The organism is Hymenobacter psoromatis (assembly GCA_001596155.1).
Classification (GTDB): Bacteria; Bacteroidota; Bacteroidia; order Cytophagales; family Hymenobacteraceae; genus Hymenobacter.
Genome location: CP014771.1, coordinates 1171459 through 1198440, shown reverse-complemented (window position 1 = coordinate 1198440; position 26982 = coordinate 1171459). Strand labels below are relative to the sequence as shown.

Sequence of the window (26982 nt, the reverse complement as noted above, 5' to 3'; positions counted from 1 at the left end):
ACGTATATAGTAGTCTGATTTGATGCCCGACGACGTTATCCTTTCCACCCGGCGTCCGCTGGTGCTGCCGCCGGCTTTCTACCCCGCCACCACGCCGGCCACGTATTCGCGGGCCGATTTCGGGCCTGATTTTCACTGGGGCGCGGCCTGCGCGGCCTATCAGGTGGAGGGCGCCTGGCAGCAGCAGGGTAAGGGTCCGAGCATCTGGGACGAGTTTACGCGCCGGCCCAAGGCCATTGCGCGGGGCGAGCACGCGCGGGTCGGCACTGATTTCTTTACCTGCTACAAAGCTGATTTGGACCTGGCCCAGGGCCTGGGGCTGACGGATTTTCGCTTCTCTGCAGCTTGGGCGCGGGTGCTGCCCGAGGGCACCGGCAGCGTGAACCGGCGCGGGCTGGACTTCTACGACCGCCTCGTGGACGCCTGCCTGGAGCGCGACCTGCGCCCCTGGCTCACGGTGTACCACTGGGATTTGCCGCTGGCCCTGCAGCAGCGCGGCGGCTGGACCAACCGCGCCGCCGTGGGCTGGCTGGCCGACTACGCCCAGGTGCTGGCCCGCCGCCTCGGCGACCGTGTGCGGCACTGGATGGTGCTCAATGAGCCGATGGTTTTTGTGGGGGCCGGGCACCTGCTGGGCGTGCATGCGCCGGGGCGGCGCAGCTTGCCGGCGTTTCTGGCGGCGGCCCACCACGCCACCTTGGCCCAGGCCGAGGGGGGTAGGGCGCTGCGGGCCGCGCTGCCCGACGCGGCGCGCATCGGCACCACGTTTTCGTGCTCGTACGTGACGCCCGCCCGGCCCGGCCACGCGGGCAGCGAGGCCGCCGCGCGCCGCGTCGATGCCCTGCTCAACCGCTTTTTCGTGGAGCCCCTTTTGGGCCTGGGCTACCCCACCGCCGAACTGCCCACGCTGGGCTGGCTGCTGCGCCGCTACCACCAGCCCGGCGACGCCGCGCGGCTGAAATTCGACTTCGACTTCTGGGGCATTCAGAATTACACCCGCGAGGTGGTGCGCCCCGCCCCGTGGCTGCCGCTGCTAGGCGCGGCTCTGGTGCCGGCCGCCAAGCGCGGCGTGCCCGCCACCGAAATGGGCTGGGAGGTTTACCCCGAGTCGGTTTACCAAATGTTAAAGCAATACGCCGCCTACCCCGGCGCGCCTGAGCTTTATATAACAGAGTCGGGCGCGGCCTTTGCCGACGAGCCGGCAGGCGGCCGCGTGGCCGACGCGGCCCGCCGGGCGTATTTCCAGGCGGTTATCGGGCAGGTGCTGCGCGCCCGCCGCGAGGGCATCCGGGTCAACGGCTACTTCCCCTGGAGCTTCACCGACAACTTCGAGTGGGCCGAAGGCTACCGCCCCCGCTTCGGCTTGGTACACGTCGATTACGAAACTCAGGCGCGGATTGTGAAGGACTCGGGGCGGTGGTACGGCGAGTTTTTGGGCGGGGCCGAAGTGCGGGTGGGGCAGTAGCGCCAACGTCAACCTCACCCCCTAGCCCCCTCTCCTGCGGAGAGGGGGGACTAGTTTCTAATCTTAGCTCTAAAATCTTGACTTTTAGTTTTAAAACTAGAGCTAGTCCCCCCTCTCCGCAGGAGAGGGGGCTAGGGGGTGAGGTTTGCCTACCGCACCAGCAGCATAGCACGGCAGCTCATAAATTCTTCCATCAACCGCTCGGGCTGCTGCCCGTCGAACTCCCCAAAGCCCAGCACGAAGGCCGGCGCGGGCTGCACGAAGCGGATGGCCGCCGTCACGGCCTCCAGGTAGGGCTGAATGCGGGCGGCGTCGTCCCCGGCGGTGGCAAATTGGGCGTCCCAGCGCAGGGCGGCGGGGCCTTTGCGCACCAGGAAGGGCAGCACGAACGGGATGTAGTGGCTGAAAACCGGGTTTTCAGCGCTGGTCAGCCGGGTGTCGGGCCACACGTGAAACTCCGCGAACGAGGCCGGCGGGGCCACCAGGAAGCGCGCCTGCTCGTCGGTCATCGCCTCAAAAAGCGCGGCGCGGTTGGGCTGCGCGTACAGCTGGGCGTAGGCCGCGTACCAGACCGTGATGCCCGAGGGGTTCACGAGCTGGTAGGGGTGAAACGAGCTGCCCAGGCTCACGCCGCCGTGCGGGCCGATAACCAGGGCGTAGAGCCGGCCAAACTGCTCGCGGTCAGCGGACTGCAAATAGGGATTGGGGCTGAGGCCGTAGAGGTAAAAGCTGGCAAACTCGGTAAGCGGCGGCAGGGAGGGGGTAGGGGCCGGCATAAGTAAGGAAACGCAAAAAGACAATACATCCGCAAATTTGGCCCGCCGCCGCCTTATCCGCACGTGCCCGGTCCCGGCCGGGGCCGGAACTTGCGCGGCGGCGGGCTACTTTCGGCCTCCTGTTTTCTGCTATGCTGCTCACCATCTCCACCACCCACCAGCCCGCCACCGACCTGGGCTACCTGCTGCACAAGAACCCCGCGCGCCTGCAAAGCGTGGAAATCACCGGTGGTCAGGCCCACGTGTTTTACCCCGAAGCCACTGCCGAGCGCTGCACCGCCGCCCTGTTGCTCGACCTCGACCCCATCGGGCTGGTGCGCGGCCGGGACGGCGCGCCCGGCGAAGGCTTCGCCCTGGAAGAATACGTAAACGACCGGCCCTACGTGGCCTCTTCATTCCTGAGTGTGGCCCTGAGCAAGGCCTTCGGCACCGCCATGAACGGCACCTGCAAGGACCGCCCCGCCCTGCCCGCCGAAGCCCTACCCCTCGCCATCACGGTGGCCGTTGTTTCCGCGCCCGGCCCCGACTGGCCGCGTCGCCTCTTCGAGCCGCTGGGCTACGAGGTCGAAACCGACGCCTACCCCCTCGACCCCACCCAACCCGAATGGGGCGACAGCCAATACTATACTCTGCACCTGCGCCACGACGGCCTGCGCCTGCAAGACGTGCTCACCCACCTCTACGTGCTGCTACCCGTGCTCGACAACGACAAGCACTACTACGTGGACCAGAACGAGGCCGAAAAACTGCTGCACCGCGGCGGCGACTGGCTACCCCGCCACCCCGAGCGCGGCTTCATCACCCGCCGGTATCTGCGCTATCGGGCGCTGTACGTGAACCCGGCGCTGGCCCGGCTGCTGGAGACGGAAGAGGTGGTGGACGACCCCTCCGCAGACCCCTCACTCCCCGACCCCCTCTCCCGTGGAGAGGGAGAGCCGGACGATTCGCAAGAGCTAACCGAACAGAAGTCAGAGCTAGAAAAACTAAAGCTAGAAGCTAGTTCCCCCTCTCCACAGGAGAGGGGGCTAGGGGGTGAGGTGCCGGCCGGGGGGAAGGTCCCCACGGAGGGCGACCAACGCCTGAGCCTCCACGACCAGCGCCTCCAGCAAGTGGCCCACGAAATCTACCAGCTGGCCCCCAAGCGCGTGCTCGACTTGGGCTGCGGCGAGGGGAAACTCCTGCGCCTGTTGCTGCGCCAGCCCAAAATCGAATACATCCTGGGCATGGATGTGTCGCACCAGGCGCTGGCCCGCGCCGCGGTCCGCCTGCACCTGGCCGAGATGCCCCCGCGCCAGCGTGCCCGCCTCAACCTCATCCAGGGCTCGCTGCTGTACCGCGACGACCGCCTGGCCGGCTTCGACGCCGCGGCGTTGGTCGAAGTTATCGAGCACCTCGACCCCGGCCGCCTCGCCGCCCTCGAAGCCGTGGTGTTTGGCCACGCGCGCCCGGCCCACGTTTTCGTCACGACCCCCAACGCCGACTACAACCAGCGCTACGAGCGCCTGGCGGCCGGCACCTTCCGCCACGCCGACCACCGCTTCGAGTGGTCGCGCGCCGAGTTTGCGGCCTGGGCCACCGCCGTGGCCGCGCGCCACGGGTATCAGGTGCGGCTGGTGGGCATGGGGGAGGAAATGGAGGGGGTAGGGGCGCCCTCGCAGATGGCGGTGTTTACTTTAATTCTGTCGTAATCTTTTGCGTAAAACCACCTTCGTCAGACTTTGGGATTACGTTTACCATTTTTTCAAATGGCATCTTCTCTGCAAAACCAGCAAATTCACCTTCTAATTTAATTGAGTTGAATTGCTTCCGCAAATCACCTGATTCAACCGGATGAATTACCTTGCTTGTGCCGAAATCACTGATGAATCCTCCAAATTTGGTGTAGAATGTTCTAGCTGAAATTAATCCTGCTTCCTCCACTTTTTTGCCTAATTTTTTGTACTTCTTGACTAGAGTTACTAACTACTTATTATCAATTACTTGACTTATAAACCTGTCATTTTGTAATTTGCTAATGCGGTGCAAATTCGTATGGCATCGGTAAACTTAGCCTTTTGTCTCATTCGGTTTTCGATGCGTAATATAAAGAATGATTTCACCTTAGCAATGGCATTTTCAACAGCTATTCTTACCTGTGAAAAGAGCGAATTAATTGCTTTTTGTAGCTTAGTTAAGGGATGATATTTGCTCGCTTTATACGGAATCCAAACGTCTTTGCATTTGACTGCTTTTGTTATGCCTGTAAAGCCAGAATCGACATGCAGCCGATACGCACTCAAATCAAGTCCGCCAAAAATATCTTTAAAAATAGTAAAATCATGTACATGCCCAGGGTAGGCCTTGCTAATGAATAAAATTCGCTTATCAAGGGTGCAAATAATTAGCCATTTTAGGGTGTGAAATTTTTTTTACCACTGTAATGCTCTTTTTGAACTTGCTGATTAACAGCGCGTTCGATTGGCACTTCGGTTACATCAATCACCAGGTCAGTTATGCCTGCAAATTGCTCATTAACGGCCTCCTGATTCCTTTCCATAAAAGTATTTTGTACTTTTTGCTGTTGTAAAGCCGCTTGTAAGTGAGGCTTAAGGAGTTCCAGATACATGCTGGCGGCTGCGTCTGAAGTACCAAAATACATGCCCATATTTTGAAGAGTGGGATACGCTTTATGATAGTGCAAAACAAAAAAAGTGCCTCTCTTTTGTCCGTTAAAACAGGTTGCACCTGCCGGGCATAACGTGGGGGTTCCTTGGGAATATATAAAGGAGCGAAATGCTCATAAAGTGCCGAAAACTCTACTAGCGAAAGACCAGTTGCTGCTTTGTACTGCCTATCATTGATAGCGTTGTGATAAATGCTGGATGGCATAGAAAATGCTTGTTGTAAGTAGAATTTATTAGTTATGTACGTAAAAACTTGCTAATCAGTTGTTAGCAAGTCTAGTTATGTACGTAAAAACTTGCTAATCAGTTGTTAGCAAGTCTAGTTATGTACGTAAAAACTTGCTAATCAGTTGTTAGCAAGTCTAATATTCACTTGTTCATTGGGGGCGCGGGCAATCAATATCCGCTGCACAAAGACATTTACCACACAAACGCCTGGATAACGCAATTGTACGGAGAAAAAGAATTCGTGCTATTTCCCAGGGAGCAGGAAGAATTACTTTATCCAGAAGGCCTGGGCTTTCTTTCGCCCATAAATATTCTGAAGCCTGATTACGAAAAATCCCCTAAATACCGGGCGGCTACTCCCCTTCACGTAGTGCTTAAGCCCGGCGAAACGATAGTTATTCCTAACGGCATCTGGCACACGACCGTCGCGGCCAGCCATAATATATCCCTGATTTTTGACCAGTTGAACCGCCATAATTTTCAGGCCTGGAAAAAGGATATGTAACTCAAGTTGCGGCGTATCAGCAGGGCCGAAAAAAGTCTGTTCGGCGTGAGCGGACTAGGTTTGAAGTATCTGACCCCTTCAAGCCCTACTGACCATGCGCGAACAGACTGTTGCAATGTACTGCGTACTCGATGATTTAATCCGCTTCTCTCGCCCCGCCGGCACGCTACCGCCGGCGACCAGTCGGCGCTTGACCGATGCCCAGGTACTGACCACGGCCCTGGTGGCGGCTCGCTTTTTTGGCGGCAACCTGGTGGTGGCCAAGCACTACATGGAGCAGCACTGGGGCCAGAACCGGCTGGATAAGAGTGGCTTCACGCGCCGCCTGCACGCCCTCACCGACACGCTGCTCTCCCTGTTCGCCACCTTCGGTGACTTGCTCAAACACGTGCATACCGAGGCGCGTTACGTGCTCGATTCCTTTCCGGTAGCCGTGTGTCATAAAATGCGCTTTAAGCATTTGGGCCGCGCATCCCGCGCTGTAAGCTACTGAGAGGCAAGGCTTATCATGGTCGTTGTGCCAGCAAGCGCAGTTGGTTCTACGGCCTGAAGGTGCAGGTCGTGGCCACCAGTGACGGGATTCCGGTCGAGTTCTATATCCATGCCGGGGCCGAGTCGGAGCAAACCGGCCAGCGCGGCCTGCCGCTGGACCTGCCCACGGGCAGTGTCCTTTACACCGATGCCGGTTACACGGACTATGTGGCGGAAGACCTATTCAACGAGGCCAGCGGTAGTCAGCAGCAGACGGCGCGTCGGAAAAACAGCAAACGTCCGCATCATCCGGCGCAAAGCTTTCTGCTACAGTACTTTCGCAAAGGCATCGAGACGTGCTTTAGTCAACTCACGGCCCGCTTTCCTAAGCAGATTCATGCCGTGACAGCGGCCGGATTTGCGTTGAAAATCGCCCTCTTTGTTTTTGCTCACGCTTTACACCAAGCCGGCTTATAGCTCGCAACTTGGGTTATGTACGATTACGCGGCCAGTAGGAACAGGCTACGGGCCGCCGCCGCCACCGGCATCGCTACGACGCTGGGGATGCTTTGTAAGCTAATGGAGAAACCAGCTGGTAAACGCAGGTAATTGCCCGGCGCTGGCAGAGCGCCGGGCCGCACGCGCGGCGCTCTGCCAGCGGGAGGAGGAAATGACTACAGAAGAGCTTGAATCCGCGCCGTCAGGCCCTCGCTTGCCGCGACCAGGGGTAGGCGCACGGCGGCCCCGCACACGCCTTGCAGCGCCAGGGCCGCCTTCACGCCCACGGGGTTGCCCTCCTCATACATAAGCGAATTGAGCGGCACCAGGCCGTAGAGCAGCTGCTGGGCGCGGGCAAAGTCGCTGGCCAGCGCGGCGCGGGTCATGTCGCTGAATTTACGCGGAAACGCGTTGGCCATCACCGAGATAATGCCCTGGCCGCCGCAGGCAATGAGCGGCAGCGTGAGCATATCGTCGCCGCTTAAAAACAGAAAATCGGCCGGCTTGCTGGCCAAAATGGCCAGGCACTGCTCCAGGTTGCCGCTGGCTTCCTTGATGCCGATGATGTTGGCGTGCCGGGCCAGCCGGAGCGTGGTGTCGGCCGCGAGGTTGGAACCCGTGCGGCCGGGCACGTTGTATAGGAGCAGGGGTAGGGGCGAGGCGTCGGCCAGGTGCTGGTAGTGCGCCAGCAGGCCGGCCTGGCTGGGTTTGTTGTAGGCGGGGCTGGCTGAGAGGATGGCCACTACGCCCGTCAGGTCGGTTTCGCGCAGCTGGCGCGCCACGGCGGCCGTGTCGTTGCCGCCAATGCCGTACACGAGCGGCACGCGGCCGGCCACGTGCTCGCGCGCAACTTGCAGTAAGTCAGTCTTTTCGTCGGGCGTGACGGTGGGCGACTCGCCCGTGGTGCCATTGATAACCAGGTACTCTACCCCCCCGTTGATGGTGAAGTCGAGGAGCCGTAGCCAGGCGTTCGTATCGACCGCGCCCGTGGGGGTGAGGGGGGTCACCAGGGCCACGCCGGTGCCGTGTAGTTTGTTCATCCGCTGTGGAAGTTGTTGCTTTGTGCAAAAGTACGCTCCTCGTCCGCCGTCGCGCTCCGCCGGCATTTTTTTCTGCATTCTTGAAAACCCTATTCTCCGCGGCCAGCCTGGTGGCTGCTACCCTGGCGCTCGCTGCCTGCGACTCCAAAACCGCCACCACCGGCGAAGCCAAAATGCCCTCTACCGCCGAGGCAGCCGGCCAGGCCGCCGCGGCCAAAACCAATGAAGCGGCACCCACCTCGGGCACCGCCGCCGTAGCCGCCGAAGAAGCCAACGCCAAACCCGGCCCCGACCCCAGCACCATCCCGGCCGCCAAGGCTGGCGATGCCGCCGCCATTTACGCCCGGCCGCAGGTGCCGATTCTGTGCTACCACCAGATTCGCGACTGGACGGCCCGCGACTCGAAGGGTGCCAAGGACTATATTATCCCCATCGCGGCGTTCAAAGCCCAGATGAAGATGCTGGCCGACAGCGGCTACCACAGCATTCAGCCCGACCAGCTCTACGCCTACCTCACCACCGGCGCGCCCCTACCCCCCAAGCCGGTGATGCTGACGTTTGACGACACCGACCTCGACCAGTTTACCATCGCCCGCCCCACGCTGGCGCAGTATGGCTACAAGGGCGTGTATTTTGTGATGACCGTGAGCCTGGGCCGGCCGCACTACATGACCAAGGCGATGGTGAAGCAGCTCTCCGACGAAGGCAACCAAATTGGCTCGCACACCTGGGACCACCACAACGTGAAAAAGTACCAGGGCCAGGATTGGGTGACCCAAATCGACAAGCCAACCAAGACGCTCGAAGAGATTACGGGCAAGAAAATCAAGTACTTCGCCTACCCCTTCGGCCTCTGGAATACCCAGGCTTTCCCCGAGTTGAAGCAGCGCGGCTTCGTGGCCGCCTTTTCGCTGGCCGAAAAGCGCGACCACCAGGACCCGCTTTTCACCATCCGGCGCATCATCGCCAGCGGCTATTGGAGCCCCCGCACGCTGCACAACAACATGGTGCAGAGCTTTTAGTGCAGATTGGCCTGGCGAGCACGATGCCCCTTTTTTGATTCCTTAGGACTTATGCAAAAGACGCTTGTCATTGCGAGCAAAGCGAAGCAATCGCACCCGAACGATACTTGCGCTAGTCGTTCTGATGCGATTGCCGCGACCTTGCTTGATGCGCAATATGCTCGCAAGGAAAAGCGTCCTTTGCGTAAGTTCTATTCTTAATAATTGCTGAAATTCAGCTTCCTTCTATCTCCCACCCTGATGATTGTCAAGCTGAAACACTTTCTGCCCGGCCTCGGGCTGCTGGCCAGCCTGAATGCGCAGGCCCGAACCACGCCCGTTTTCCGCGACTCGAAGCCGCCGCTCGGCGTGCGCGTGAACGACTTAATCAAGCAACTCACGCTGGAAGAAAAAGCCCAGCAGATGCTCGACCAGAGCCCGGCCATTGCGCGCCTGGGCATTCCGGCTTATAGCTGGTGGAACGAAGCGCTGGGCGCGGCCCGGCCCGCCTCGGCAGTGCTGATGGTGAAGTAGGGTGCGGGGCTTGCCCCCGCCCGCCGTCGAACGAAACCCGCCTGAATTGCGCAGCGATGGGCGGGAGCAAGCCCCGCACCCTACTTCGTTAACAAGTTATAAACTAATGAAATACCTGCTCGGCTACGACATTGGTAGCTCTTCCATCAAGGCCTCGCTGCTCGATATTGCCACCGGGCGCTGCGTGGCCGCCGCCACCTCGCCCGGCACCGAGATGGAGATGGCCGCGCCCCGGCCCGGCTGGGCCGAGCAGGACCCGGCGCGCTGGTGGCAGGAAGTTATCAACGCCACCAAAAAGCTGCAAGCCAGCTGCCCCTTCGACCCGGCGCTGCTGGCCGGCATCGGCATCACCTACCAGATGCACGGCCTGGTGCTGCTCGACAAAGCCGGCCACGTGCTGCGCCCGGCTATTATCTGGTGCGACAGCCGCGCCGTGGCTATTGGCAACCAGGCGTTTATTGAGTTGGGCGAAGACTTTTGCCTGGAAAATTTCCTGAATTCGCCGGGCAATTTCACGGCTTCCAAGCTGAAATGGGTGCGGGAAAATGAGCCCGAGATTTATGCCCGAATCCACAAGATTCAGCTGCCCGGCGATTACCTCGCCTACCAGCTCACGGGCCGGATGCAGACCACGGTGTCGGGCTTGTCGGAGGGAATTTTTTGGAATTTTAAGCGGCAGGCCATCGCCCAGGAACTGCTCGACTACTACGGCATCAGCGCCGACCTGCTGCCCGAGGTGGTTGATACCTTTTCGGTGCAGGGCCACCTCACTGCCGAGGCGGCCCAGGCGCTGGGCCTGGCGGCCGGCACGCCCATCAGCTACCGCGCCGGCGACCAGCCCAACAACGCCTTCTCGCTCAATGTGTTGAATGCGGGCGAGGTAGCCGCCACGGCCGGCACCAGCGGTGTAGTTTACGGCATCAACGAAACCGCCACGGCCGACCCGCGCTCGCGCGTCAACTCTTTCGTGCACGTCAACAGCACCCCCGAGCAGCCTAAAAACGGCGTGCTCATGTGCCTCAACGGCACCGGCATTCTCAATAGCTGGCTGCGCAAAATGGTGGGTACTATTTCCTACGACCAGCTGAACGCGCTGGCCGCCCAGGCACCCGTCGGGGCCGGGGGCCTGCTGTTCCTGCCCTTCGGCAACGGGGCCGAGCGCATCCTCGAAAACCGGCCGGCCGCCGCCAGCCTCCACGGCTTGCAGTTTAATAGTCACGGCCAGCCGCACCTTATCCGGGCGGCCCAGGAGGGCATCGTGTACGCCCTCAACTACGGCCTGAACATCATGCGTGGTGCGGGCGTGCGGGTGCAAACCGTGCGCGCCGGCCACGCCAACATGTTCCTGAGCCCCGTGTTCCGCGAGGCCTTCGTGAATTGCGGCAACGTGACGCTGGAGCTTTATGACACCGACGCGGCCCAGGGCGCGGCGCGCGGCGCGGGCATCGGCGCGGGCATCTACGCCAGCCCGCGGGAGGCTTTTACTGGCTTGGTCCGCATCAGCACCGAAGAGCCTACCCCCCCCTTGCAGGCCCAATACCAGGAAATGTATAGCGACTGGCAAACCCTGCTGGCTCGCGAAACCCGGCCGGCGGCATGGCTGCTGGCGTAAAGCCTTACCCAGTATAAAAAATAAAAACCTCGCGTCTGTCATTGCGAGCGCAACGAAGTGGAGCGCGGCAATCTTTCCTTGGTCGTTCGCTTTATTGAGTTACTGCTGTTACGCAACAGGGAGGAGCGCGAACTACAACGTTCGCGCTACTCCCCCTTGCCATCTCGAATAAGGTAGTGCGTAACAGCAGTGAGTTACTACCCCATGCGTGCAGGAAAGATTGCCGCGCTCCACTTCGTTGCACTCGCAATGACAGATGAATTTAATTTCCCCTTACCCTCCCAACCAGCTCTCCACATGGCAACTTCCGAGTATTTCAAAGGCATTAATAAGATTAACTACGAAGGCCGAGAATCTGATAACCCACTGGCTTTCAAATGGTATGATGCCGGCCGCGTGGTGGCCGGCAAAACCATGAAGGACCACCTGCGCTTCGCTACGGCCTACTGGCACACCTTCGTGGGCACGGGCGGCGACCCGTTTGGCCCCGGCACCAAAAAATTTGCCTGGGACAGCAAGGGCGACATTGTGGGCCGCGCCAAGGACAAGGCCGACGCCGCGTTTGAGTTTTTCACCAAGCTCGGCACGCCCTACTATTGCTTCCACGACACCGACCTCGTGGAGGAGGGCAGCTCGCTGCGCGAGTATGAAAGCAACCTGGCTACCCTGGTGGATTACGCGAAGCAGCAGCAGCAGGAAACCGGCGTGAAGCTGCTCTGGGGCACGGCCAACGTGTTCGCGAACCCGCGCTACATGAACGGCGCCAGCACCAACCCCGACTTCGCGGTGGTGGCCTACGCCGGCACGCAAGTGAAGAATTCCATCGACGCGACTATCGCGCTGGGCGGCGAGGGCTACACGTTCTGGGGTGGCCGCGAGGGCTACATGACCCTGCTCAACACGGATATGAAGCGCGAGCAGGCGCACCTGGGGCAGTTCCTGAGCATTGCCCGCGACTACGCCCGCAAGCAGGGCTTCACAGGTAAGTTCTTCATCGAGCCCAAGCCGGCCGAACCCACCAAGCACCAGTATGATTTCGACGCGGCCACCGTCATCGGCTTCCTCCGGGCGCATGGCCTGGAGAATGACTTCATGCTGAATCTGGAGGTGAACCACGCCACGCTGGCCGGCCACACCTTCCAGCACGAGCTGCAGGTGGCCGCCGATGCCGACCTGCTCGGCAGCATCGACGCCAACCGCGGCGACAACCAGAACGGCTGGGATACCGACCAGTTCCCGAATAACATTAATGAGCTGACTGAGAGCATGCTCATCATTCTGGAGCACGGTGGCATCTCGCCGGGTGGCATCAACTTCGACGCGAAAACGCGCCGCAACTCAACCGACCTGGAGGATATTTTCGTGGCCCACATCGCGGGCATGGACACGTTTGCCCGCGCTTTGGTGACGGCCGATGCCATTCTAGAGAAGTCGGCTTACAAGAAATTCCGCGCCGACCGCTACGCCTCGTTCGACTCCGGCAAAGGCGCGGACTTCGCCAAGGGCAGCCTCACACTGGAAGACCTGCGCAAAATCGCGCATGAATCGGGCGAGCCTACCCCCCGCAGCGGCAAGCAGGAGTGGCTGGAGAGCATCATCAACCAGTACATTTAGCCGGGTAGTAGGGGCGGGGCTTGCCCCCGCCCGTCGTTTGCGCCGGCCCAGCGGTATTGCGCAAACGAGGGGCGGGGGCAAGCCCCGCCCCTACATTCCGCGAAAAAATTCGTAGGATAGAAAGCGGCCCGGCCGCTTTCCTTTGCGTTACCAACCAATTTCGACTACCCCATGAGCAACCCCCAAGTTTCGATTGACGAACTGAGCGTCAACACCATCCGTCTGCTGTCGGTAGATATGGTGCAGAAGGCCAATTCGGGTCATCCCGGCCTACCCCTGGGCTGCGCCCCGATGGCCTACGTGCTGTGGTCGCGCTTCCTGCGCTTCAACCCCCAGGACCCCAAGTGGCCCAACCGCGACCGGTTCGTGCTGTCGGCCGGCCACGGCTCGGCGCTGTTATACAGCCTGTTGCACCTCTACGGCTACGACCTGACCATTGACGACCTCAAGCAGTTTCGGCAGCTGGATTCCAAAACGCCGGGCCACCCCGAGTCGCACATTACGCCCGGCGTGGAAGTGACGACCGGTCCGCTGGGCCAGGGCTTCGCCAACGGCCTGGGCATGGCCATGAGCGAGTCGCACCTCGGCGCGATGTACAACAAGGAGGGCCACGCGCCGGTGCAGGACCACTACACCTACGTGCTGGTGAGCGACGGCGACCTGATGGAAGGTATCGCCTCGGAGGCGGCCTCGCTGGCCGGCCACCTGCAGCTCAACAAGATGATTTACCTGTACGACGATAATAAAATATCACTCGACGGGCCTACCAGCTTCGCCTACACCGAGAACCCGATGAAGCGCTTCGATGCCTATTACTGGCACACGCAGCACGTGCAGGATGGCAACAGCCTCGACGAAATCGAGAATGCCATTCGGGTGGCGCAGTCGGTGAAGGACCGGCCCTCGATTATCGCGGTGCGCACCATTATCGGCTTCGGCTCGCCGCTGGCCGGCACCAGCAGGGCCCACGGCTCGCCGCTGGGCGTTGATAACGTGAAGGCTACCAAGAAGTTCTACGGCTTCGACCCCGAGCAGTCGTTCCAGGTGCCGCAGGAGGTGTATGACCACCTGCGCGAGCCCGGTAAGAAAGGGGCCGAGCTGCAAAAGCAGTGGGAAACGGATTTCGCTAACTACGCCGCCGCCTTTAAAGAGGAGGCCGATATGTTTAAGCTCTCCTTCGACGGCAAATTGCCCGAGGGCTGGGACAAGAACCTGCCGGTGTACACGCCCGCCGATGGCGAGCTGGCTACCCGCCAGGCATCGGGCAAAGCCCTAGACGCCATCAAGAAAACGGTGCCGTTTATGTTCGGCGGCTCGGCCGATTTGGCTAGCTCAAACGAAATGGACAAGTCGGGCGACGACTCGTTTCAGCCCCTGCACCGGGAACGCAGCAACGTATGGTTTGGCGTGCGCGAGCACGCGATGGGCGCGGCCATGAACGGCATCGCGCACCACGGCGGCCTGCGCACCTACGGCGGTACGTTCCTCACGTTCAGCGACTACATGCGCGCGGCCATCCGCCTCACGGCCCTGGCCGAGAGCACCGCCACGTTCGTGTTCACCCACGACAGCATTGGCCTGGGCGAAGACGGCCCTACCCACCAGCCGGTGGAGCAGGTGCTGGCCCTGCGCAGCATCCCCAACATCGTGGTGCTGCGCCCCGCCGACGCCAACGAAAGCACCGAGGCCTGGCGCATCGCCATGACCACGCCCAAGTCGCCGGTCGTGCTCGTGTTCTCGCGCCAGAAACTACCGATTCTGGACCAGACCAAGTTCGGCTCGGCCCGCGAAGGCGTGGCCAAGGGTGCCTATATCCTCAGCGAAGCGGAGGGCGGCCAGCCGCAGCTCATTCTCATTGCCACCGGCTCGGAAGTGAAGCTGGCGATGGGCGCGCAAATAGAGCTGCAAAAAGCCGGCACGCCTACCCGCGTGGTGAGCTTTCCGAGCTGGGAACTGTTTGAGCATCAGGATAAAGCCTACCGCGAACAGGTATTTCCGCCGGCCATCAAGAAGCGCCTGGCCATTGAGGCCGGTTCGCCCATTGGCTGGCACAAGTACACGACCGACGAGGGCGGCATCATCGCCATGAACCGCTTTGGCGCGTCGGCCCCGGCCGAGGAGCTGTTCGAAAAATTTGGCTTCACGGTGGAGAACGTGGTGAAGCGCGCCCAGGGCGTGCTCGCCGGCCACCCCGAAGACCAAGGCCAGGAAGAAGAGAAGAAGCAAATCGTAGCCAAGGGCAACTAAGGGTCGGTGTAGCGCCGAGGGTGGCCTCAAAACCAAAAGATGGTAAATTAAGAACTTGGCGGCCAGGTTCTTAATTTATCATCTTTTGGTTTTGAGGCTATTCAGGAATTTCTAAAAGTTAAAAAACACGTCATAATGACAAGAGGTAGTATCTCTACCGGGTAAGTAATTTGCGCCGCCTGCACATCCCGCACGGGCGGGGGGTAGGGGTAGTATCTCTACCGGGTAAGTAATTTGCCGTTGGTAATATAGGACTTACGCAAATCGTCTGTCATTGCGAGCGAAGCGCGGCAATCGCCCCAGAACGATATGCGCACGACTCGTTCAGGTGCGATTACTTCGCTTTGCTCGCAATGACAAACGTCTTTTGCGTAAGTCCCATAATAGTTTTTCAATCGGCAAGGGCATCTTTGCGGCTACCAACTCTTTACCAGTATGTCCAAGCCATTTGCCTCGCGGTTTTTCCTTGCTCCTTTCGCCGGACTCGCCCTCGCCACCTGCCTCAGCGGCTGCGCCGGCACCAGCCCCGGCGCTGGTACCAAAGCTGACCGCAGCTACCTCGTGTACGTGGGCACCAACGTGAGCGGCGACCAGGCCAGCACCATCTATCTCTACCGCCTGCACTCGGCTACCGGCGCGCTCACGCCCGTGAGCGTGCAGCACGGCGGCAGCCAGCCCAGCTACCTGACGATGGATGCCTCGCTGCACCACCTCTACGCGGTGAGCGAAACCGGCACTTTCCAGGGGCGCACCAACAGCGGCGGCGTGAGCGCGTTCGCGGTAAATGCCTCCACCGGCGCGCTCACCCTGCTCGACCAGCAGCCCTCGCTGGGTGCGTCGCCGTGCTACATCAGCCTCGACCACACGGGTAGGAATGCCCTGGTGGCCAATTATGTAGGTGGTAACGTGGCGCTGCTGCCGCTGCGCGCCGATGGCCAGCTGGCCCCGCCCGCCGCCACCGACCAGCACGAGCCGCCCCTGGGCCCGCACAAAAACCAGTCCCACGCCCACGCCCACTGTTTCATCCCGGACCCGGCCAACCGCTACGCCTTTGCCGTGGACCTGGGTACCGATAAGGTATATGGCTACCAGCTCGATGCGGCCGGCGGGCAGCTGCGGCCGCTCCCTACCCCCGCCTTTGTGGCCAAGCCGGGCGCGGGGCCGCGCCACCTCACGTTTCACCCCAATGGCCGCTGGGCCTACCTCGAAAACGAGCTGAACTCGACCGTGACGGCCCTGGCCTACGACGCGGCTACTGGCACGTTCCGCGAAATCCAGACGCTCAGTACCTTGCCCGAGGGCTTTACGGGCGAAAACTCGGGGGCCGACGTGCACGTGTCGCCCGACGGCCGCTTCCTCTACACCTCCAACCGGGGTGATAACAGTCTGATGGTCTATAGTATAGTGCCAGCCGATGGCCGCCTCACGCTGGTGCAGCACGTGAGCACCCAGGGCAAAACGCCCCGCAACTTCGCCCTCGACCCCAGCGGCCGCCTGCTGCTGGTAGCTAATCAGAATTCGGATAATATCTTCACGTATCGGGTTGATAAGCAGTCGGGTAAGCTAACCGCTACCGGGCAGTCGGTGAGCCTACCCACGCCCATGTGTGTGGCGGTGGTGCCGGATTTTACGAAGTAAGCGCAAGGTTTCGCGAGGTAAAAAGAGGTTTCGCAAGGTTGACGTTCTACCAACCTTGCGAAACCTCTTTTTACCCTGCGAAACCTTGCGCGCTATTCGCTCACCGGCAGCAGCGCCAGCAGCTCATTCTCCGAGATAATCGGCACCTTAAAGCCAACTGCCTTCTCGCGCTTGGCCGGCCCCATGTTGTCGCCAGCCACTAAGTAGCTCAGCTTCTTGGAAATGGAGCCCGTGATTTTGCCGCCGTTGGAGGTGATGAGGGTTTGCAGCTGCTCGCGGCTGTAATTTTCAAACACGCCCGAGAGCACGAAGGTGAGGCCGGCCAGGCGGTCGCTGGCGGCCAGCGGCGGCTCGCCGCTGGCTGCGAGTTGCACGCCGGAAGCCCGTAGACGTTCTATTTGTTCTAGATTATAAGGTTGCTCAAACCAGTGCATAGCAGCCACTGCAATAACGCCTCCTACCTCTGGTACAGTGGATATTGCCCCTGCTTTGGCAGCATCCATGAGCGTATCAATATTGCGGTAATAGTCGGCAAGCTTTTGAGCTACGGTTTCGCCTACATAACGTATACCTAAGCCAAATAACACTCTCGAAAAAGGGACCTGTTTACTTTGTTCAATGCCGGCTAGCATATTATCAATAGATTTTTCGCCTAACCGCTCTACTCTTATTAATTCCCCCTTACGCATTACTAGGTCGTAGATATCAGCGGGGGTCTGTATCAGTGCTGAATCAAATAGCCGTCCTACGGTTTCAGCTCCCAAGCCATCTATATTCAGCGCTTTACGGCTCACAAAATGTTCTAGCCGTGCCTTAAGCTGAGGTGGGCAACCGCGTTCATTAGGGCAGCGGAAGTGAACCTCATCCTCGGGACGTTCTAATATTGTACCACAAGCTGGGCAAGCAAGCGGATACTCAATAGGTACCGCATGAATTGGTCGGGCCGATAAATCCACGCCCGTAATTTTGGGGATGATTTCGCCGCCTTTCTCCACGAACACCAGGTCGCCGAGGCGCAGGTCGAGCGCCGCTATCTGATTGGCATTGTGCAGAGTGGCGCGTTTTACTACGGTGCCGGCCAGCGCCACGGGGTCGAGCAGGGCCACGGGCGTCACGGCGCCGGTGCGGCCCACGTTGTAGATGATTTCGCGCAGCCGGGTGCGGGCCGCCGCCGTTGGGTATTTGTAGGCAATGGCCCAGCGCGGGCTTTTGGCGGTGAGGCCCAGCTGGTCCTGTTGGCGCAGATTATCGACCTTAATCACAATGCCATCCGTGTTCACGGGCAGCGTAAAGCGCTTCTGCTCCCACTCGTGGATGTAGTCGAGCACTTCCTGCAAATTGGCGCAGCGCCGCCAGGTGGGCGACACCGGCAGGCCCCAGGCCGTGGCGGCTTCCAAGCTTTCGCTGTGGCTGGCGAAATGCCGGCCCGGCGTGAGCACCGAATACGCATAAAACCGCAGCCGCCGCGCCGCTACCTGGCTGGAATCCTGGAGCTTGAGCGCGCCGCTGGCGGCGTTGCGCGGGTTGGCCAGCAGGGCTTCGCCGTTTTGCTCGCGCTCCTGGTTGAGGTCGTTGAAAACCTGATTCGGCATGAACACCTCGCCACGCACTTCCGCCTCGGCCGGGAAGTTGCCGGCCAAATGCAGGGGTAGGGTGCGAATGGTGCGCACGTTGGCCGTCACCACGTCGCCGCGGGTGCCGTCGCCGCGCGTCACGCCCTGGTGCAGGTTGCCGCCCTCATAAGCCAGGCTCATGGCCACGCCGTCGAACTTTTGCTCGCACACATACGAATAAGGCGCGCCTTCGAGGCCCTTTTGCACGCGTTCATCAAACTCGCGCAGGTCGTCTTCCGAATACGTATTGCCCAGGCTCAGCATGGGGTAGCGATGCGTGGCCTGCGCAAACTGCTTGGTGACGGTGCCGCCCACGCGCTGGGTGGGCGAGTTGGGCTGGGCCAGGTCGGGGTGGGCCTGCTCCAGCTGATTCAGCTCGGTCAGCAGCTGGTCAAACTCCTGGTCCGACACCTCCGAAATGTCGTGCTGGTAATACTGCTGGTTGAGGTGGTGCAGGCGCTGGGCGAGGGCCTGAATGCGGGCTTGCGGGTTCATAGGGGGGTAGGGGCAGAAGAGCTAACTGATAAACAGAACGTCATGCTGAGCTTGCCGAAGCATCTCGCTCGAATCGTTAGGATAGTTGCCCAACGATTCGAGCGAGATGCTTCGGCAGGCTCAGCATGACGTTCTATTGTAATCCGAAATCGAAAAAACCTTATGCTACGCTCGATAAGCGCAGGCCGGGCAGCACGTAGGTGCTGCCAGCTTTCTGGGCGTCGCGCTCACCTTGCTGCTCGGTGCGGGCGGGCGGCGCATTTTCCTCACCCGTGCGGCCCTGAGCCTCTTTAGCGCCGGTGGGGATGATGGGCTCGGCCGGGGCCTGGGGCTTGAAGCGGGCAACGAGCAGGAAGAGGATGGTAGCGGCGGCGAACCAGAGGAAGAATTTCATGAGCGAAGGAAAACGGCAAAGTCAAGTAACTGCGGCAAAAATACACCCGCCGGCCCAACGGCAACCCTGGCCCGCTAGTTTCGTTTCTGGTTTCTGGTTCCTAGTTGACGTTCGAATTAGGAACCAGGAACCCTAACTCTAACTCCAAAAGAATATGCCTGACCAATCCGCCACTTCCTGGGCCGACACTGCCGCCTCGCTGCTCACCAAGCTCTCGGGCGGCGTCGAATTGAACCTGAATTTTGACCAGGTTGAGCTGCAAGTGCCCAACCAGGCCAACCCCGCCGGCCTGCCCGCCACTTGGAAGCTCAACGGCGCGCTGCGCATCCGCACCCGCAGCGAAGCGCCGGTGGCCAGCGCCGCGCCCATCGTATCGCCCCTGCCCGACCCCAACGCGCCGCGTGGCTAGCGCCATTGAGGTAGAAGCCCGGCTGACGCTTACTTGGCCGGGCGGGCACGAAATTCAGCTAGCGGCGGCGGGCTCTTACCTCATCCTCAACGTGCCCAGCCAGCAGGTGCTCGATCTGATTACGAGCGGCCCGCCCCAGCCGCCGGGCACGCCTAAGCCACCCAAAAAGCCCGGTCCCGACCCGCTGGCGCAGATTCACCACCTGGCCCGCCGCCTGGGCCTGGTGCTCGACCTGCGGGTGGCCGGCAAAACGTACGTCACCTTCGGCCTGCCCGACCGCAGCGGCCCCAAGATTACGCTGAATGCGGTGCTGGGTAAAATCGGCTCTTTTTTTAAGTAAGCTTCCGCCTTTGGCCGAACAAAAATCTTCCCTTTCGCCTTAAACCAGCAGTTCCTCTTGTCGTAATCCGTTTCCCCGTGCAAGTCCCCCGCGACGACCGCAATCTTCCTCCCGGCACTGGCCGCCGCTCGGCCGGCGACTCGGCTTTTAGCCGCATCGAGCGCTTGCCGCCGCTGCTCATGTTGCTCTACCTGGCGCTCGTGGGCATCACGATGCTGTTTGTGACGCTGGTGGCTATGTACGTGGCTTCCAGGGCCCAAAGCGGCGTGCCAACCGGGCTGCACCCGTTTCCGCGCTACTTTTCGCTGAGCACCATCGTGCTGCTGGTGTCGTCCTACGTTTTGGCGCAGGCCCCGCGCCTGTACCGCGCCGACGACCTCAACGCCCTGGTGCGCTGCCTGGGTGCCACGCTGCTGCTGGGCTGCATTTTTAGCGGCTTGCAGGTGCAGGGCTGGCGCGAGCTCGTGCAGCAGGGCGTGCTGTTCACGGGTGAGCGCAGCGGCACGTTCGTCTATGTTATTTCGGGGCTGCACGTGGCCCATATCGTGGCAGGACTCATCTTTTTGCTGGTGAATATGCTGCGCACCCTGCACGCCAGCCGCGACAGCGTGCGCACGCTCGTCTTCATCCGCAACCCCTATCACCTGCGCCAGCTGCGGGCGCTGCTCACCTACTGGCACTTCATCGACGTGCTGTGGCTGGGGTTGTTCGGCATGTTTTTGTTCCTGTATTAGAGCTGTTTTCAGAAGACGAACAGAACGTCATTCCGAGCTTGCCGAGGAATCTCGCTCGCATCGCTGGACGAGGCCCGAACGATGCGGGCGAGATTCCTCGGCAAGCTCGGAATGACGTTCTGTTCGCGCCATCGACCGGCTTGGGGCAAAAGGGAGGGGGTAGGGAACGCAGACTTGCGTTCCCTACCCCCTCCCTTTTGGCTGAAGCCAACCGACATTTAGCGGCCGCCGGGCGGGCAGTTTTCCTTGAGAAATTTGGTATAAGTGGCGCTGAGGTGGCGGCTGGTGCCCTCGCCCTCCGAGATGCTGTGGGTGCGGTTGGGGTATGACATCATTTGGAAGGTTTTGCCGTCCTTCACCAACTCGTTTATCATTTGCTCGGCGTTGTTGTAGTGCACGTTATCGTCGCCGGTGCCGTGGATGAGCAGCAGGTTGCCGCGTAGGTCTTTGGCGTGGGCCAGCGGCGAGTTATCCACGAAAAAACGCCGGTCCTCGGGCAGCAGGCCCATGTAGCGCTCCTGGTAAATGTTGTCGTAATTAAGCTGATTATCCACGGCCGCGATGGAGATGCCCGTCTTGTAAATCTGCGGGTACTGGAATAACAGGTTGAGCGTGCTGGAGCCGCCGCCGCTCCAGCCCCACACCGCCACGCGGCTGGTATCGACGAAGCTGTTTTTGAGCACTTCCTTCGCGCCCAGCGCCTGGTCACGGATGTTGAGCGAACCGATATTGTGGTAGATGGCCTTGCGGAACTCGCGGCCGCGCGGGGCGGGCGCGCCCCGGTTGTCGAGCGAGGCATAGATGTAGCCATCGTCGGCCATGTTGCCCTGGTAGAGGCGGTTAGCGCCCGTGCCGAAGCGGTCCACCACCGTTTGGCTGGCCGGTTCGCCATACACGTAAAATACGATGGGGTATTTCTTGCTGGGGTCGAAGTTGGTGGGCTTCACCATCCAGCCGTCGAGGGTCACGCCATCGGCCGTTTTCACCTGGAAAAACTCGGTTTTGGGCAGCTTCATGGCGCGGGCCGGCGCGGGGGCTTCGCCGCTGCTCAGGCGCTGGTGGGCGGGTAGGCTCACCACGTCGGTCGCCGGATAGCTGGCGGCGCTGGAGTAGGTGTGGAGCGCAATTTTGCCGTTGGGCGAAATGTCGTAGCTGTTGGTGCCGGCTTCGTTGGCGGGCGTCACGCGGGTGGCTTTGCCGCCCTTCAGCGGCACCTGGTAGAGGTAGGTTTGAGTGGCGTTGGTGGGCGAGGCCATGAAGTAGATTTTGCCCCCGGCCTCGTCAATATTCTCCACACTGATTACGTCGTAGCTGCCGGGCGTCAGCAGCCGCTCGTGGCCCGCGCGGTCGATGGCGTAGAGGTGGCGCCAGCCGTCCTTCTCGCTGCTCCACACGAAGCTCTTGCCCTTATCGACCCAGTTCCAGCCCACGGCCCCGTCCTTGGCGTCAATCCAGGCCTTGTCGGTTTCGCTGAAAATGGGCCGGGCCGCGCCGGTCGCGGCATTGGCCACGATGATGTTGCTCTCATTCTGGCGGCGGTTGAGTTGCTGGAGTATCAGCTCGCCGTTGTCGGCCCACTCCATGCGGGGCAGGTAGTGCTGCACGGCGTCGCCGGGGATGTCCATCCACCTGGTAGGGCCGCCGGCCACCGGCACCACGCCCACGCGGCAGCGGCTGGGGTCTTCGCCCACCACCGGGTACTCCACGGCCACGGTGTAGGGGTAGAGCTGGGCAGTGGTGTTCAGCATCAGGTAGTTGCGCGTCTTAGTAGCGTCGAGCTGCCAGTAGGCGAGGCGTTGCCCGTCGGGGCTCCACCGGAAGCCGTCGCGGCAATCCAGCTCCTCCTCGTACACCCAATCAAACGTGCCGTTGATAAGCCGGTCGGTGCCGTCCTGGGTGAGCTGGGTAATGGCGTGGTCGGCCAGGTTTTCCACGTACAGGTTGTGCTCGCTCACGTAGGCTACCTTGCGGCCATCGGGCGCGAACTTGGCAAACATCAGCGACGACTCGGGCCGGCCGTGGCCCAGCTGGGCTAGCTGCCTGGTAGTCAGATTATAAACCCAGTAGTCGCCGCGGGTGTCGTAGCGCCACACCTTGCGGGTATTGGTGTTGAGCAGCACCTGCTTACCATCATCGGAGAGCGAAAAGCGCCGCACGGTCAGCGGCGCGGTGGCTCCGGCGGGCGTCAGCTGCTCCTTGTTGAGCAGGACAACCGGCGGGCCGGCTTTGCGGGCGTCGAGCCGCACGATTTCGTCTTGCCGCACCTGGTAGTAGCCGTAGCCATCTTTGGTCCATTGGGTGCCGGGGCCCACCTGTGCCCGCGCGGCGGTGGCAACGGTGAGCAGCAGGGCCGCGCCCACGAGGCAGGCCACGGGTGAGAGCAGGGGTAGGGAGGGATAATTCACGGGGCCGAAATTACCCCGCTGCCGGTGAAAAAGGCGATTCTATTTTCCCTACCCCCCCATTTATAGGCAACGCAGCAGCGCGGGAAGCTGACTCAGAATAGCATCCGCGTGGGTAGCGGCCTGCCGGGGCGTAGGCACTACTTCCACGTCGGGCCGCACGCCGCGGCCCAGGTGCGGTGCCCGGCAGGCCGTTAGCAGCCGAAAATGAGGTAGTTGCAAAACCATCCGCGTCTGCGGCAGCTCCACGCGGGAGATGACGCCCCCGTTGAGGCCCGCTTCCGTCCCGCCCGTTTCCTGACCCACGATGAGCACGCGCCGCTGCGCCCGCAGGCTGGCGGCAAAGCTGGAGGCCGCCGAGAAGGTGCCGCCATCGACTAACAGCACCACCTGCCCCCGAAACCGGTGCTGTTGATAAGGCAGCTGCCGGCCCACCGCCGCCGAGGCTTGCGTTAGGGTGCCATCCGGCAAGCGCCGCACCTGCGTCGTATCGAAATACGCGCGGCTGCCGGAATCGGCCGACATAAAGGACGGCAGTACTACCCGTGCCCGCGCGCTCTTAGTCAGCACGAAAGCCGACGGGAGCAGGTACTTGAGCAGGTCCACCGCCAGGGCATTGCTGCCGCCAGGGTTGCCGCGTAAATCAATGACCAATCGCTTCGTACGCCGCCGCGCCAGCTCGGTAAAAAAGGCCGCGTGAAACGCCTGGTAGTCGGCTTCGTAGTCGAAGCTGCGCAGGCGTAAAATAGCCGTCGCGGGTAAGTTGGCCGGGTACTCAACTGAATGCAGCCGGGCTAATCGGCGGGCGGCTACCTGCGCGGCAGGTAGGGGCGCAACTGGTTGGCTAGCAGCACTAGCGCCAAGTGAGAGCGCGGGCCGGGGTAGGGGAATCAGCTCCCGTACCTGGCCCGTGCTATCCCGCACGGTTAGCCGGTAGGTGGGTTTCGCCTCGTAGAGCGTCGCGTAGTAGTCATCAAAAAAACCCGCTTCCAGTTCTTTATCCTGAAAGCCAGTGCCGTAGCCATCGGCCGAGATGAGCGCACGCAGGCGGGGTAGCACCTCGCGGGCGGAGTGCCCCTCAATGGCCAGCAGCTCGGTGCCGGGCCGCAGGGAAGGGTCGGCACTCTGGTTTTCCGCCACGAACAGGCGGTCCTGGCGCACCGCGACGGTGAAGGGGAAGTAGTAGTGCGGCTGCCGCCGCGCCCAGGCCCGGTAGGTGGCCGAATGCTGCACGCGCGTATGCCCGCACCGCACCCGCACCGCCAGGGGCTGGAGAATGCGCCAGAACGCCGGCTCATCGAGCGGCTGGGTAAGCTGCGCGGCGGCGCGCGCAAACGCCTGGTCGAGTGAATCTTTGGGCGTGTAGCAGTAGAGGCCGGGATGCACTTCTTCCAGGGCCTGCCGCAGAAAGGTGAGGTCCGCTCGCAGCTGCGGCACGGAATAAACCACAGGCGCGTCAGCTGGTGGCTGGGCAAAAGCCTGCGCGTCAGCGGTGCCACTGCTCAACAGACCAGCTAAGAGGAAAAGAACGTTTCGCATCAAACGGCAAAAAAGCGGAGGGGATAAGAAAGAGCCCTCCACTTCGCCCTAGGTTGCACGAAACGTTTCGTAGAGGAGGCCGGCCGCTCGGCCCGCTGTTCAGCAAGCGGGCGGCAGCGCGAATTTTCCAGTTCGCGCGTGAGCAAAGCGAGCAGTATCGTTCACGCCGCGCAGGGCCGCCTGCTCGCTTTGCTCGCGCACGAACTGGAAAGTTCGCGCTACTGCGCTACTGCATTACTTCTACCCAGCCCTTGTAGCGGCGGCCGGTGGTGTAGGTTAATAAGTAATAATACGTGCCGGCCGTGCCCTCGCCGGCCCAGCTGAAATTGCGGTCGGCCGACTCATACACCAGCCGGCCCCAGCGCGAGAATATCTTAATGCCCGCGAAGCGCGCGTCGCAAAAATCGGCTGGCAAGTTGCTCATAGTCAGCACGCGGTTGGCCTGGTTGGAGCCGGTGGGCAGGATAATATTGGGCGGCGTGAAGGCCGAGCTGTCGGGGTTCACCACCTCAAAGCGCACGGTGCGGGTCTGGGGCTGGGGCCGGCAAGTGGCTTCCTGCAACTGAAACGTGACGGTAAGCGGCTGCGGCTGGCCGCCCACCACGCTGGCCGCGTCGCAGCCCGGCAGCCACTCAAAAGTGGCGCTGGCCCGGCCCGCCGGACTGGCCGCGACCACGAACCGCATTCCCGCCGCCGCCAGGTCGAAGCCCTGGCCGGCGGCGCTCAGCGTGAGCACGTCCGTGTCGGCATCGAAGCCCGCGAGGGTGGCCGAATAAGGCTGGCCCAGCGGCAGCCGAATCAGCGGCACGACGGTGCCGTTGGCGGGGGTAGGGAAGTGGTGAGCACCGGTGGCGTGTTGCTGTAGTCCACAATCACCGGAATGTTGAGCGGGGCCGAAAGCTGCGTGTCGCCGCAGGGCGTGGTCGAGCTGGCCGTGAAAAGCAGCTGCTGCACCTGCCCCGGCGGGGTCGTGATGGCCCGGCAGTCCACGGGCCACGTGAAGCGGGCGCGGCGCACCGGCCCCACCTGGGCCTGCGGCACCAGCACGGCCCCCAACGCAGCGGGCGCGAAGCCAGGGCTGCCCCCCAGCGTAAACAGGATGGGGTCACTCTCCACATCGGTGCCGATGAGGTCGAAGGCCAGCGTCTGGCCCGGCCGCACATGCAGCGGCAGGGTAGGGCCGGCCGTGCTGGTGAGGGTAGGGGGCGCGTTGGGCGGCGGCATCCCAATAAAGGCCACGTGCACCGTATCGTGCTTGGGCAGCGAACAGCCATTATCGGCCACCAGCACGTCGATGTGAGCCACCTTGCCCCTGGTATTCACGCAGTCGGTGAAGCAGAGCGAGGCCACCAGCGTATCGGGCTGGCCGGCCGTGCGCACCGTGCCCACGATGGCCGTGGTGAAGGTGGGTAGGGCGCCGGCATAGTCCACGTTGCGCAGGCTCAGGGTGAGGCGCGAGTTGGGGTCGGGGTCGGTGAAGCGCAGCCGCACGCAGTGCGCGCCGCCGGGCACGATGCGCAGCGTGTCGCGGCCCGGCCGGTAGGCCACGTTGCCGCTGGGGCTGGGCAGCAGCAGCAGGCTGGGCGGGTTGTTTTTGGGGCAGGTAGTGACGAAAATCTGGAAGTCGCGCCGCGTTTCGCCAATCTTCACGCCCTGGCGAAATTCCTGGCAGCGCACCCCAAACACAAACAGCCCCGTGGCCGACGGCCGCACCGTGAGCCGCCCCGTGCGCGCCCCAATGCCGAGCGCCGGCGCGCCCGGAATCTGGCTGGCCTGGCTGCGGCCACTCTGCCAGATTACCTCCGTGTAAGGCGCGCTGCTCACATTCGGGATAGGATTCACGGCCGTAGCGTGGCCGTTGAGTGGCGTCACCATGTCGTAGGCCAGCGAGTCGCCGTCGGCATCCTGGCCGGCAAAATCGTAGGTAAACAGCTCGCCCAAGCAGGCATAGTCGCTCACCGGCGGAAACACGCGCGGCGTCGAATCCCGAAACGTTTGCCCGCCCCGCACCACGGCCGGAAACTCCAGGTAGAAGGTCTGAGCCGCATCTTGCGGAGCCACGATATTGCTGATGGAAATATTGCGGCAGCAGCGCTCCACGGCCGCGTAGTAGCCCTGGCTGCCATTGTAGGTGCCCGGCGGCAGCTCAATGGTGTTGCGATACACGAGGGCTTTGGTGCTGAGAGCGCCAATCGCGCAGGCCGGAATGGTGTAGCTGACGAACGTGTTGCTGACAAGCGGCAGGTTAACCGAGGCCAGCTGGCGGTTAGTCGCTTTATCAAAAATGCCGGCCGTCAGCGAGGCATCCAGCGCACCGGGGGCACCATTCACGGCATCAAAATACAGGTTCATCGTGAGCTGGTAGGTGTTGCCGCTCAGGTACTGCAAGTCCATCTCGCCGCCCACGATGTGGGTAGCCCGCGCGGCCGGCGCGGCCAGCAGGCCCAGCAGCAGCGCGGCCAGCACCCGCCGCCCGGCCCGTGGCAGAAGGCAACCCCAACTCAGCAGCCGGCAGTAGTAAGTTTTCATCATAAAAAGAAACCGACTACCCCCCTGGTGTGGGGCAGCTGGGTGAAGATAAGTGCGGCAATGGGCTTTCCGAAAGCCACCGCCCCGAGGTAGTCTGCCTCAGTCGGTTACCCATCGGATAATGAAGCTATTTAGGAAGTGCAGGTAGGCGGCACTCGCGGCGGGCTGCCGGCTCTTGGGCCGGCTGTCCGCTCGTCGGACGCGCCGCTTATTCTGGCGACGAGCGGACAACCGC

The 26982-nt window shown here is 61.8% G+C and carries 22 protein-coding genes and 1 pseudogene; 14 read left to right on the top strand and 9 right to left on the bottom strand.

Annotated elements, in window-relative coordinates:
- Positions 1–64: 64 nt before the first annotated feature.
- Positions 65–1465, top strand: coding sequence for a beta-galactosidase (locus tag A0257_05080; protein AMR29624.1), 1401 nt, complete (start codon positions 65–67; stop codon positions 1463–1465).
- 149 nt (positions 1466–1614) lie between these two features.
- On the opposite strand, the gene A0257_05075 is transcribed toward A0257_05080, so the two are convergent.
- Entirely contained in the window at positions 1615–2241 is a 627-nt protein-coding gene (locus A0257_05075) for a hypothetical protein (protein ID AMR26544.1), read from the bottom strand.
- A 131-nt stretch (positions 2242–2372) separates the two neighbouring features.
- Here A0257_05075 and A0257_05070 point away from each other — a divergent pair, with 131 nt between their 5' ends.
- The 4 genes from A0257_05070 (at position 2373) to A0257_05055 (ending at position 6585) form a co-directional block, all read left to right on the top strand.
- Positions 2373–3929, top strand: a complete 1557-nt coding sequence (locus A0257_05070; GenBank protein ID AMR26543.1) for a 3' terminal RNA ribose 2'-O-methyltransferase Hen1 — start codon at positions 2373–2375, stop codon at positions 3927–3929.
- A 1348-nt stretch (positions 3930–5277) separates the two neighbouring features.
- Positions 5278–5637 carry a hypothetical protein gene (locus A0257_05065; protein AMR26542.1) on the top strand — a complete coding sequence of 120 codons (360 nt, stop codon included), beginning with the start codon at positions 5278–5280 and terminating at the stop codon, positions 5635–5637.
- A 115-nt stretch (positions 5638–5752) separates the two neighbouring features.
- The gene (locus A0257_05060) at positions 5753–6130 is read left to right on the top strand and encodes a hypothetical protein (GenBank protein ID AMR26541.1); all 378 of its coding nucleotides are present in this window, start codon (positions 5753–5755) and stop codon (positions 6128–6130) included.
- A gap of 59 nt (positions 6131–6189) precedes the next feature.
- Positions 6190–6585: a hypothetical protein gene (locus A0257_05055; protein ID AMR26540.1), complete on the top strand. Its 396-nt coding sequence runs from the start codon at positions 6190–6192 to the stop codon at positions 6583–6585.
- Positions 6586–6782: 197 nt separating this feature from the next.
- Here A0257_05055 and A0257_05050 read toward each other — a convergent pair whose 3' ends face one another.
- A complete protein-coding gene (locus A0257_05050) occupies positions 6783–7646 on the bottom strand; it encodes a 4-hydroxy-tetrahydrodipicolinate synthase (protein ID AMR26539.1) in 864 nt (287 codons plus the stop codon).
- Between the two features lie 80 nt (positions 7647–7726).
- Here A0257_05050 and A0257_05045 point away from each other — a divergent pair, with 80 nt between their 5' ends.
- From A0257_05045 to A0257_05020, 6 genes are all read left to right on the top strand, one after another.
- On the top strand, positions 7727–8668 hold the full coding sequence (locus A0257_05045; GenBank protein AMR26538.1) for a polysaccharide deacetylase: 942 nt from the start codon (positions 7727–7729) through the stop codon (positions 8666–8668).
- A gap of 240 nt (positions 8669–8908) precedes the next feature.
- Complete coding sequence (locus tag A0257_05040) at positions 8909–9181, top strand: hypothetical protein (GenBank protein AMR26537.1); 273 nt, start codon at positions 8909–8911, stop codon at positions 9179–9181.
- 106 nt (positions 9182–9287) lie between these two features.
- Positions 9288–10793, top strand: a complete 1506-nt coding sequence (locus A0257_05035; GenBank protein ID AMR26536.1) for a carbohydrate kinase — start codon at positions 9288–9290, stop codon at positions 10791–10793.
- Between the two features lie 297 nt (positions 10794–11090).
- Positions 11091–12407 carry a xylose isomerase gene (locus A0257_05030; GenBank protein ID AMR26535.1) on the top strand — a complete coding sequence of 439 codons (1317 nt, stop codon included), beginning with the start codon at positions 11091–11093 and terminating at the stop codon, positions 12405–12407.
- 171 nt (positions 12408–12578) lie between these two features.
- Positions 12579–14654 (top strand): transketolase, encoded by a 2076-nt coding sequence (locus A0257_05025; GenBank protein AMR26534.1) that lies wholly within the window; start codon positions 12579–12581, stop codon positions 14652–14654.
- A 435-nt stretch (positions 14655–15089) separates the two neighbouring features.
- A complete protein-coding gene (locus A0257_05020; protein ID AMR26533.1) occupies positions 15090–16292 on the top strand; it encodes a hypothetical protein in 1203 nt (400 codons plus the stop codon).
- A 92-nt stretch (positions 16293–16384) separates the two neighbouring features.
- Here the strand turns inward: A0257_05020 and A0257_05015 are convergent, their stop codons facing one another.
- On the bottom strand, positions 16385–18400 hold the full coding sequence (locus tag A0257_05015) for a DNA ligase (NAD(+)) LigA (protein AMR26532.1): 2016 nt from the start codon (positions 18398–18400) through the stop codon (positions 16385–16387).
- A 160-nt stretch (positions 18401–18560) separates the two neighbouring features.
- On the bottom strand, positions 18561–18794 hold the full coding sequence (locus tag A0257_05010) for a hypothetical protein (protein AMR26531.1): 234 nt from the start codon (positions 18792–18794) through the stop codon (positions 18561–18563).
- A 154-nt stretch (positions 18795–18948) separates the two neighbouring features.
- Here A0257_05010 and A0257_05005 point away from each other — a divergent pair, with 154 nt between their 5' ends.
- The 3 genes and pseudogenes from A0257_05005 (at position 18949) to A0257_04995 (ending at position 20277) form a co-directional block, all read left to right on the top strand.
- Positions 18949–19203 carry a hypothetical protein gene (locus A0257_05005; protein ID AMR26530.1) on the top strand — a complete coding sequence of 85 codons (255 nt, stop codon included), beginning with the start codon at positions 18949–18951 and terminating at the stop codon, positions 19201–19203.
- Positions 19196–19543 carry a hypothetical protein gene (locus A0257_05000; GenBank protein AMR26529.1) on the top strand — a complete coding sequence of 116 codons (348 nt, stop codon included), beginning with the start codon at positions 19196–19198 and terminating at the stop codon, positions 19541–19543. Before A0257_05005 ends, A0257_05000 begins: the two co-directional genes overlap by 8 nt.
- 140 nt (positions 19544–19683) lie before the next feature.
- Positions 19684–20277, top strand: a pseudogene (locus tag A0257_04995) (cytochrome c oxidase subunit III).
- Positions 20278–20285: 8 nt separating this feature from the next.
- Here the strand turns inward: A0257_04995 and A0257_04990 are convergent.
- The 5 genes from A0257_04990 to A0257_04970 form a co-directional block, all read right to left on the bottom strand.
- Positions 20286–20495: a hypothetical protein gene (locus tag A0257_04990; protein ID AMR26528.1), complete on the bottom strand. Its 210-nt coding sequence runs from the start codon at positions 20493–20495 to the stop codon at positions 20286–20288.
- A complete protein-coding gene (locus tag A0257_04985) occupies positions 20496–22682 on the bottom strand; it encodes a peptidase S9 (protein ID AMR26527.1) in 2187 nt (728 codons plus the stop codon). It lies immediately after the preceding gene.
- Positions 22683–22742: 60 nt separating this feature from the next.
- Positions 22743–24185: a hypothetical protein gene (locus A0257_04980; GenBank protein AMR26526.1), complete on the bottom strand. Its 1443-nt coding sequence runs from the start codon at positions 24183–24185 to the stop codon at positions 22743–22745.
- Between the two features lie 259 nt (positions 24186–24444).
- Entirely contained in the window at positions 24445–25026 is a 582-nt protein-coding gene (locus A0257_04975) for a hypothetical protein (GenBank protein ID AMR26525.1), read from the bottom strand.
- On the bottom strand, positions 25017–26747 hold the full coding sequence (locus tag A0257_04970) for a hypothetical protein (GenBank protein AMR26524.1): 1731 nt from the start codon (positions 26745–26747) through the stop codon (positions 25017–25019). The genes A0257_04975 and A0257_04970 overlap by 10 nt, the downstream gene beginning before the upstream one ends.
- Positions 26748–26982: the final 235 nt, after the last annotated feature.

What these genes read in the sequence shown, in the direction of transcription:
- A0257_05075 (AMR26544.1), bottom strand. Translation starts at nt 2,241, where the DNA reads ATGCCGGCCCCTACCCCCTCCCTGCCGCCGCTTACCGAGTTTGCCAGC.
- A0257_05070 (AMR26543.1), top strand. Translation starts at nt 2,373, where the DNA reads ATGCTGCTCACCATCTCCACCACCCACCAGCCCGCCACCGACCTGGGC.
- A0257_05060 (AMR26541.1), top strand. Translation starts at nt 5,753, where the DNA reads ATGTACTGCGTACTCGATGATTTAATCCGCTTCTCTCGCCCCGCCGGC.
- A0257_05050 (AMR26539.1), bottom strand. Translation starts at nt 7,646, where the DNA reads ATGAACAAACTACACGGCACCGGCGTGGCCCTGGTGACCCCCCTCACC.
- A0257_05040 (AMR26537.1), top strand. Translation starts at nt 8,909, where the DNA reads ATGATTGTCAAGCTGAAACACTTTCTGCCCGGCCTCGGGCTGCTGGCC.
- A0257_05035 (AMR26536.1), top strand. Translation starts at nt 9,288, where the DNA reads ATGAAATACCTGCTCGGCTACGACATTGGTAGCTCTTCCATCAAGGCC.
- A0257_05030 (AMR26535.1), top strand. Translation starts at nt 11,091, where the DNA reads ATGGCAACTTCCGAGTATTTCAAAGGCATTAATAAGATTAACTACGAA.
- A0257_05025 (AMR26534.1), top strand. Translation starts at nt 12,579, where the DNA reads ATGAGCAACCCCCAAGTTTCGATTGACGAACTGAGCGTCAACACCATC.
- A0257_05020 (AMR26533.1), top strand. Translation starts at nt 15,090, where the DNA reads ATGTCCAAGCCATTTGCCTCGCGGTTTTTCCTTGCTCCTTTCGCCGGA.
- A0257_05015 (AMR26532.1), bottom strand. Translation starts at nt 18,400, where the DNA reads ATGAACCCGCAAGCCCGCATTCAGGCCCTCGCCCAGCGCCTGCACCAC.
- A0257_05010 (AMR26531.1), bottom strand. Translation starts at nt 18,794, where the DNA reads ATGAAATTCTTCCTCTGGTTCGCCGCCGCTACCATCCTCTTCCTGCTC.
- A0257_05005 (AMR26530.1), top strand. Translation starts at nt 18,949, where the DNA reads ATGCCTGACCAATCCGCCACTTCCTGGGCCGACACTGCCGCCTCGCTG.
- A0257_04990 (AMR26528.1), bottom strand. Translation starts at nt 20,495, where the DNA reads ATGTCGGTTGGCTTCAGCCAAAAGGGAGGGGGTAGGGAACGCAAGTCT.
- A0257_04970 (AMR26524.1), bottom strand. Translation starts at nt 26,747, where the DNA reads ATGAAAACTTACTACTGCCGGCTGCTGAGTTGGGGTTGCCTTCTGCCA.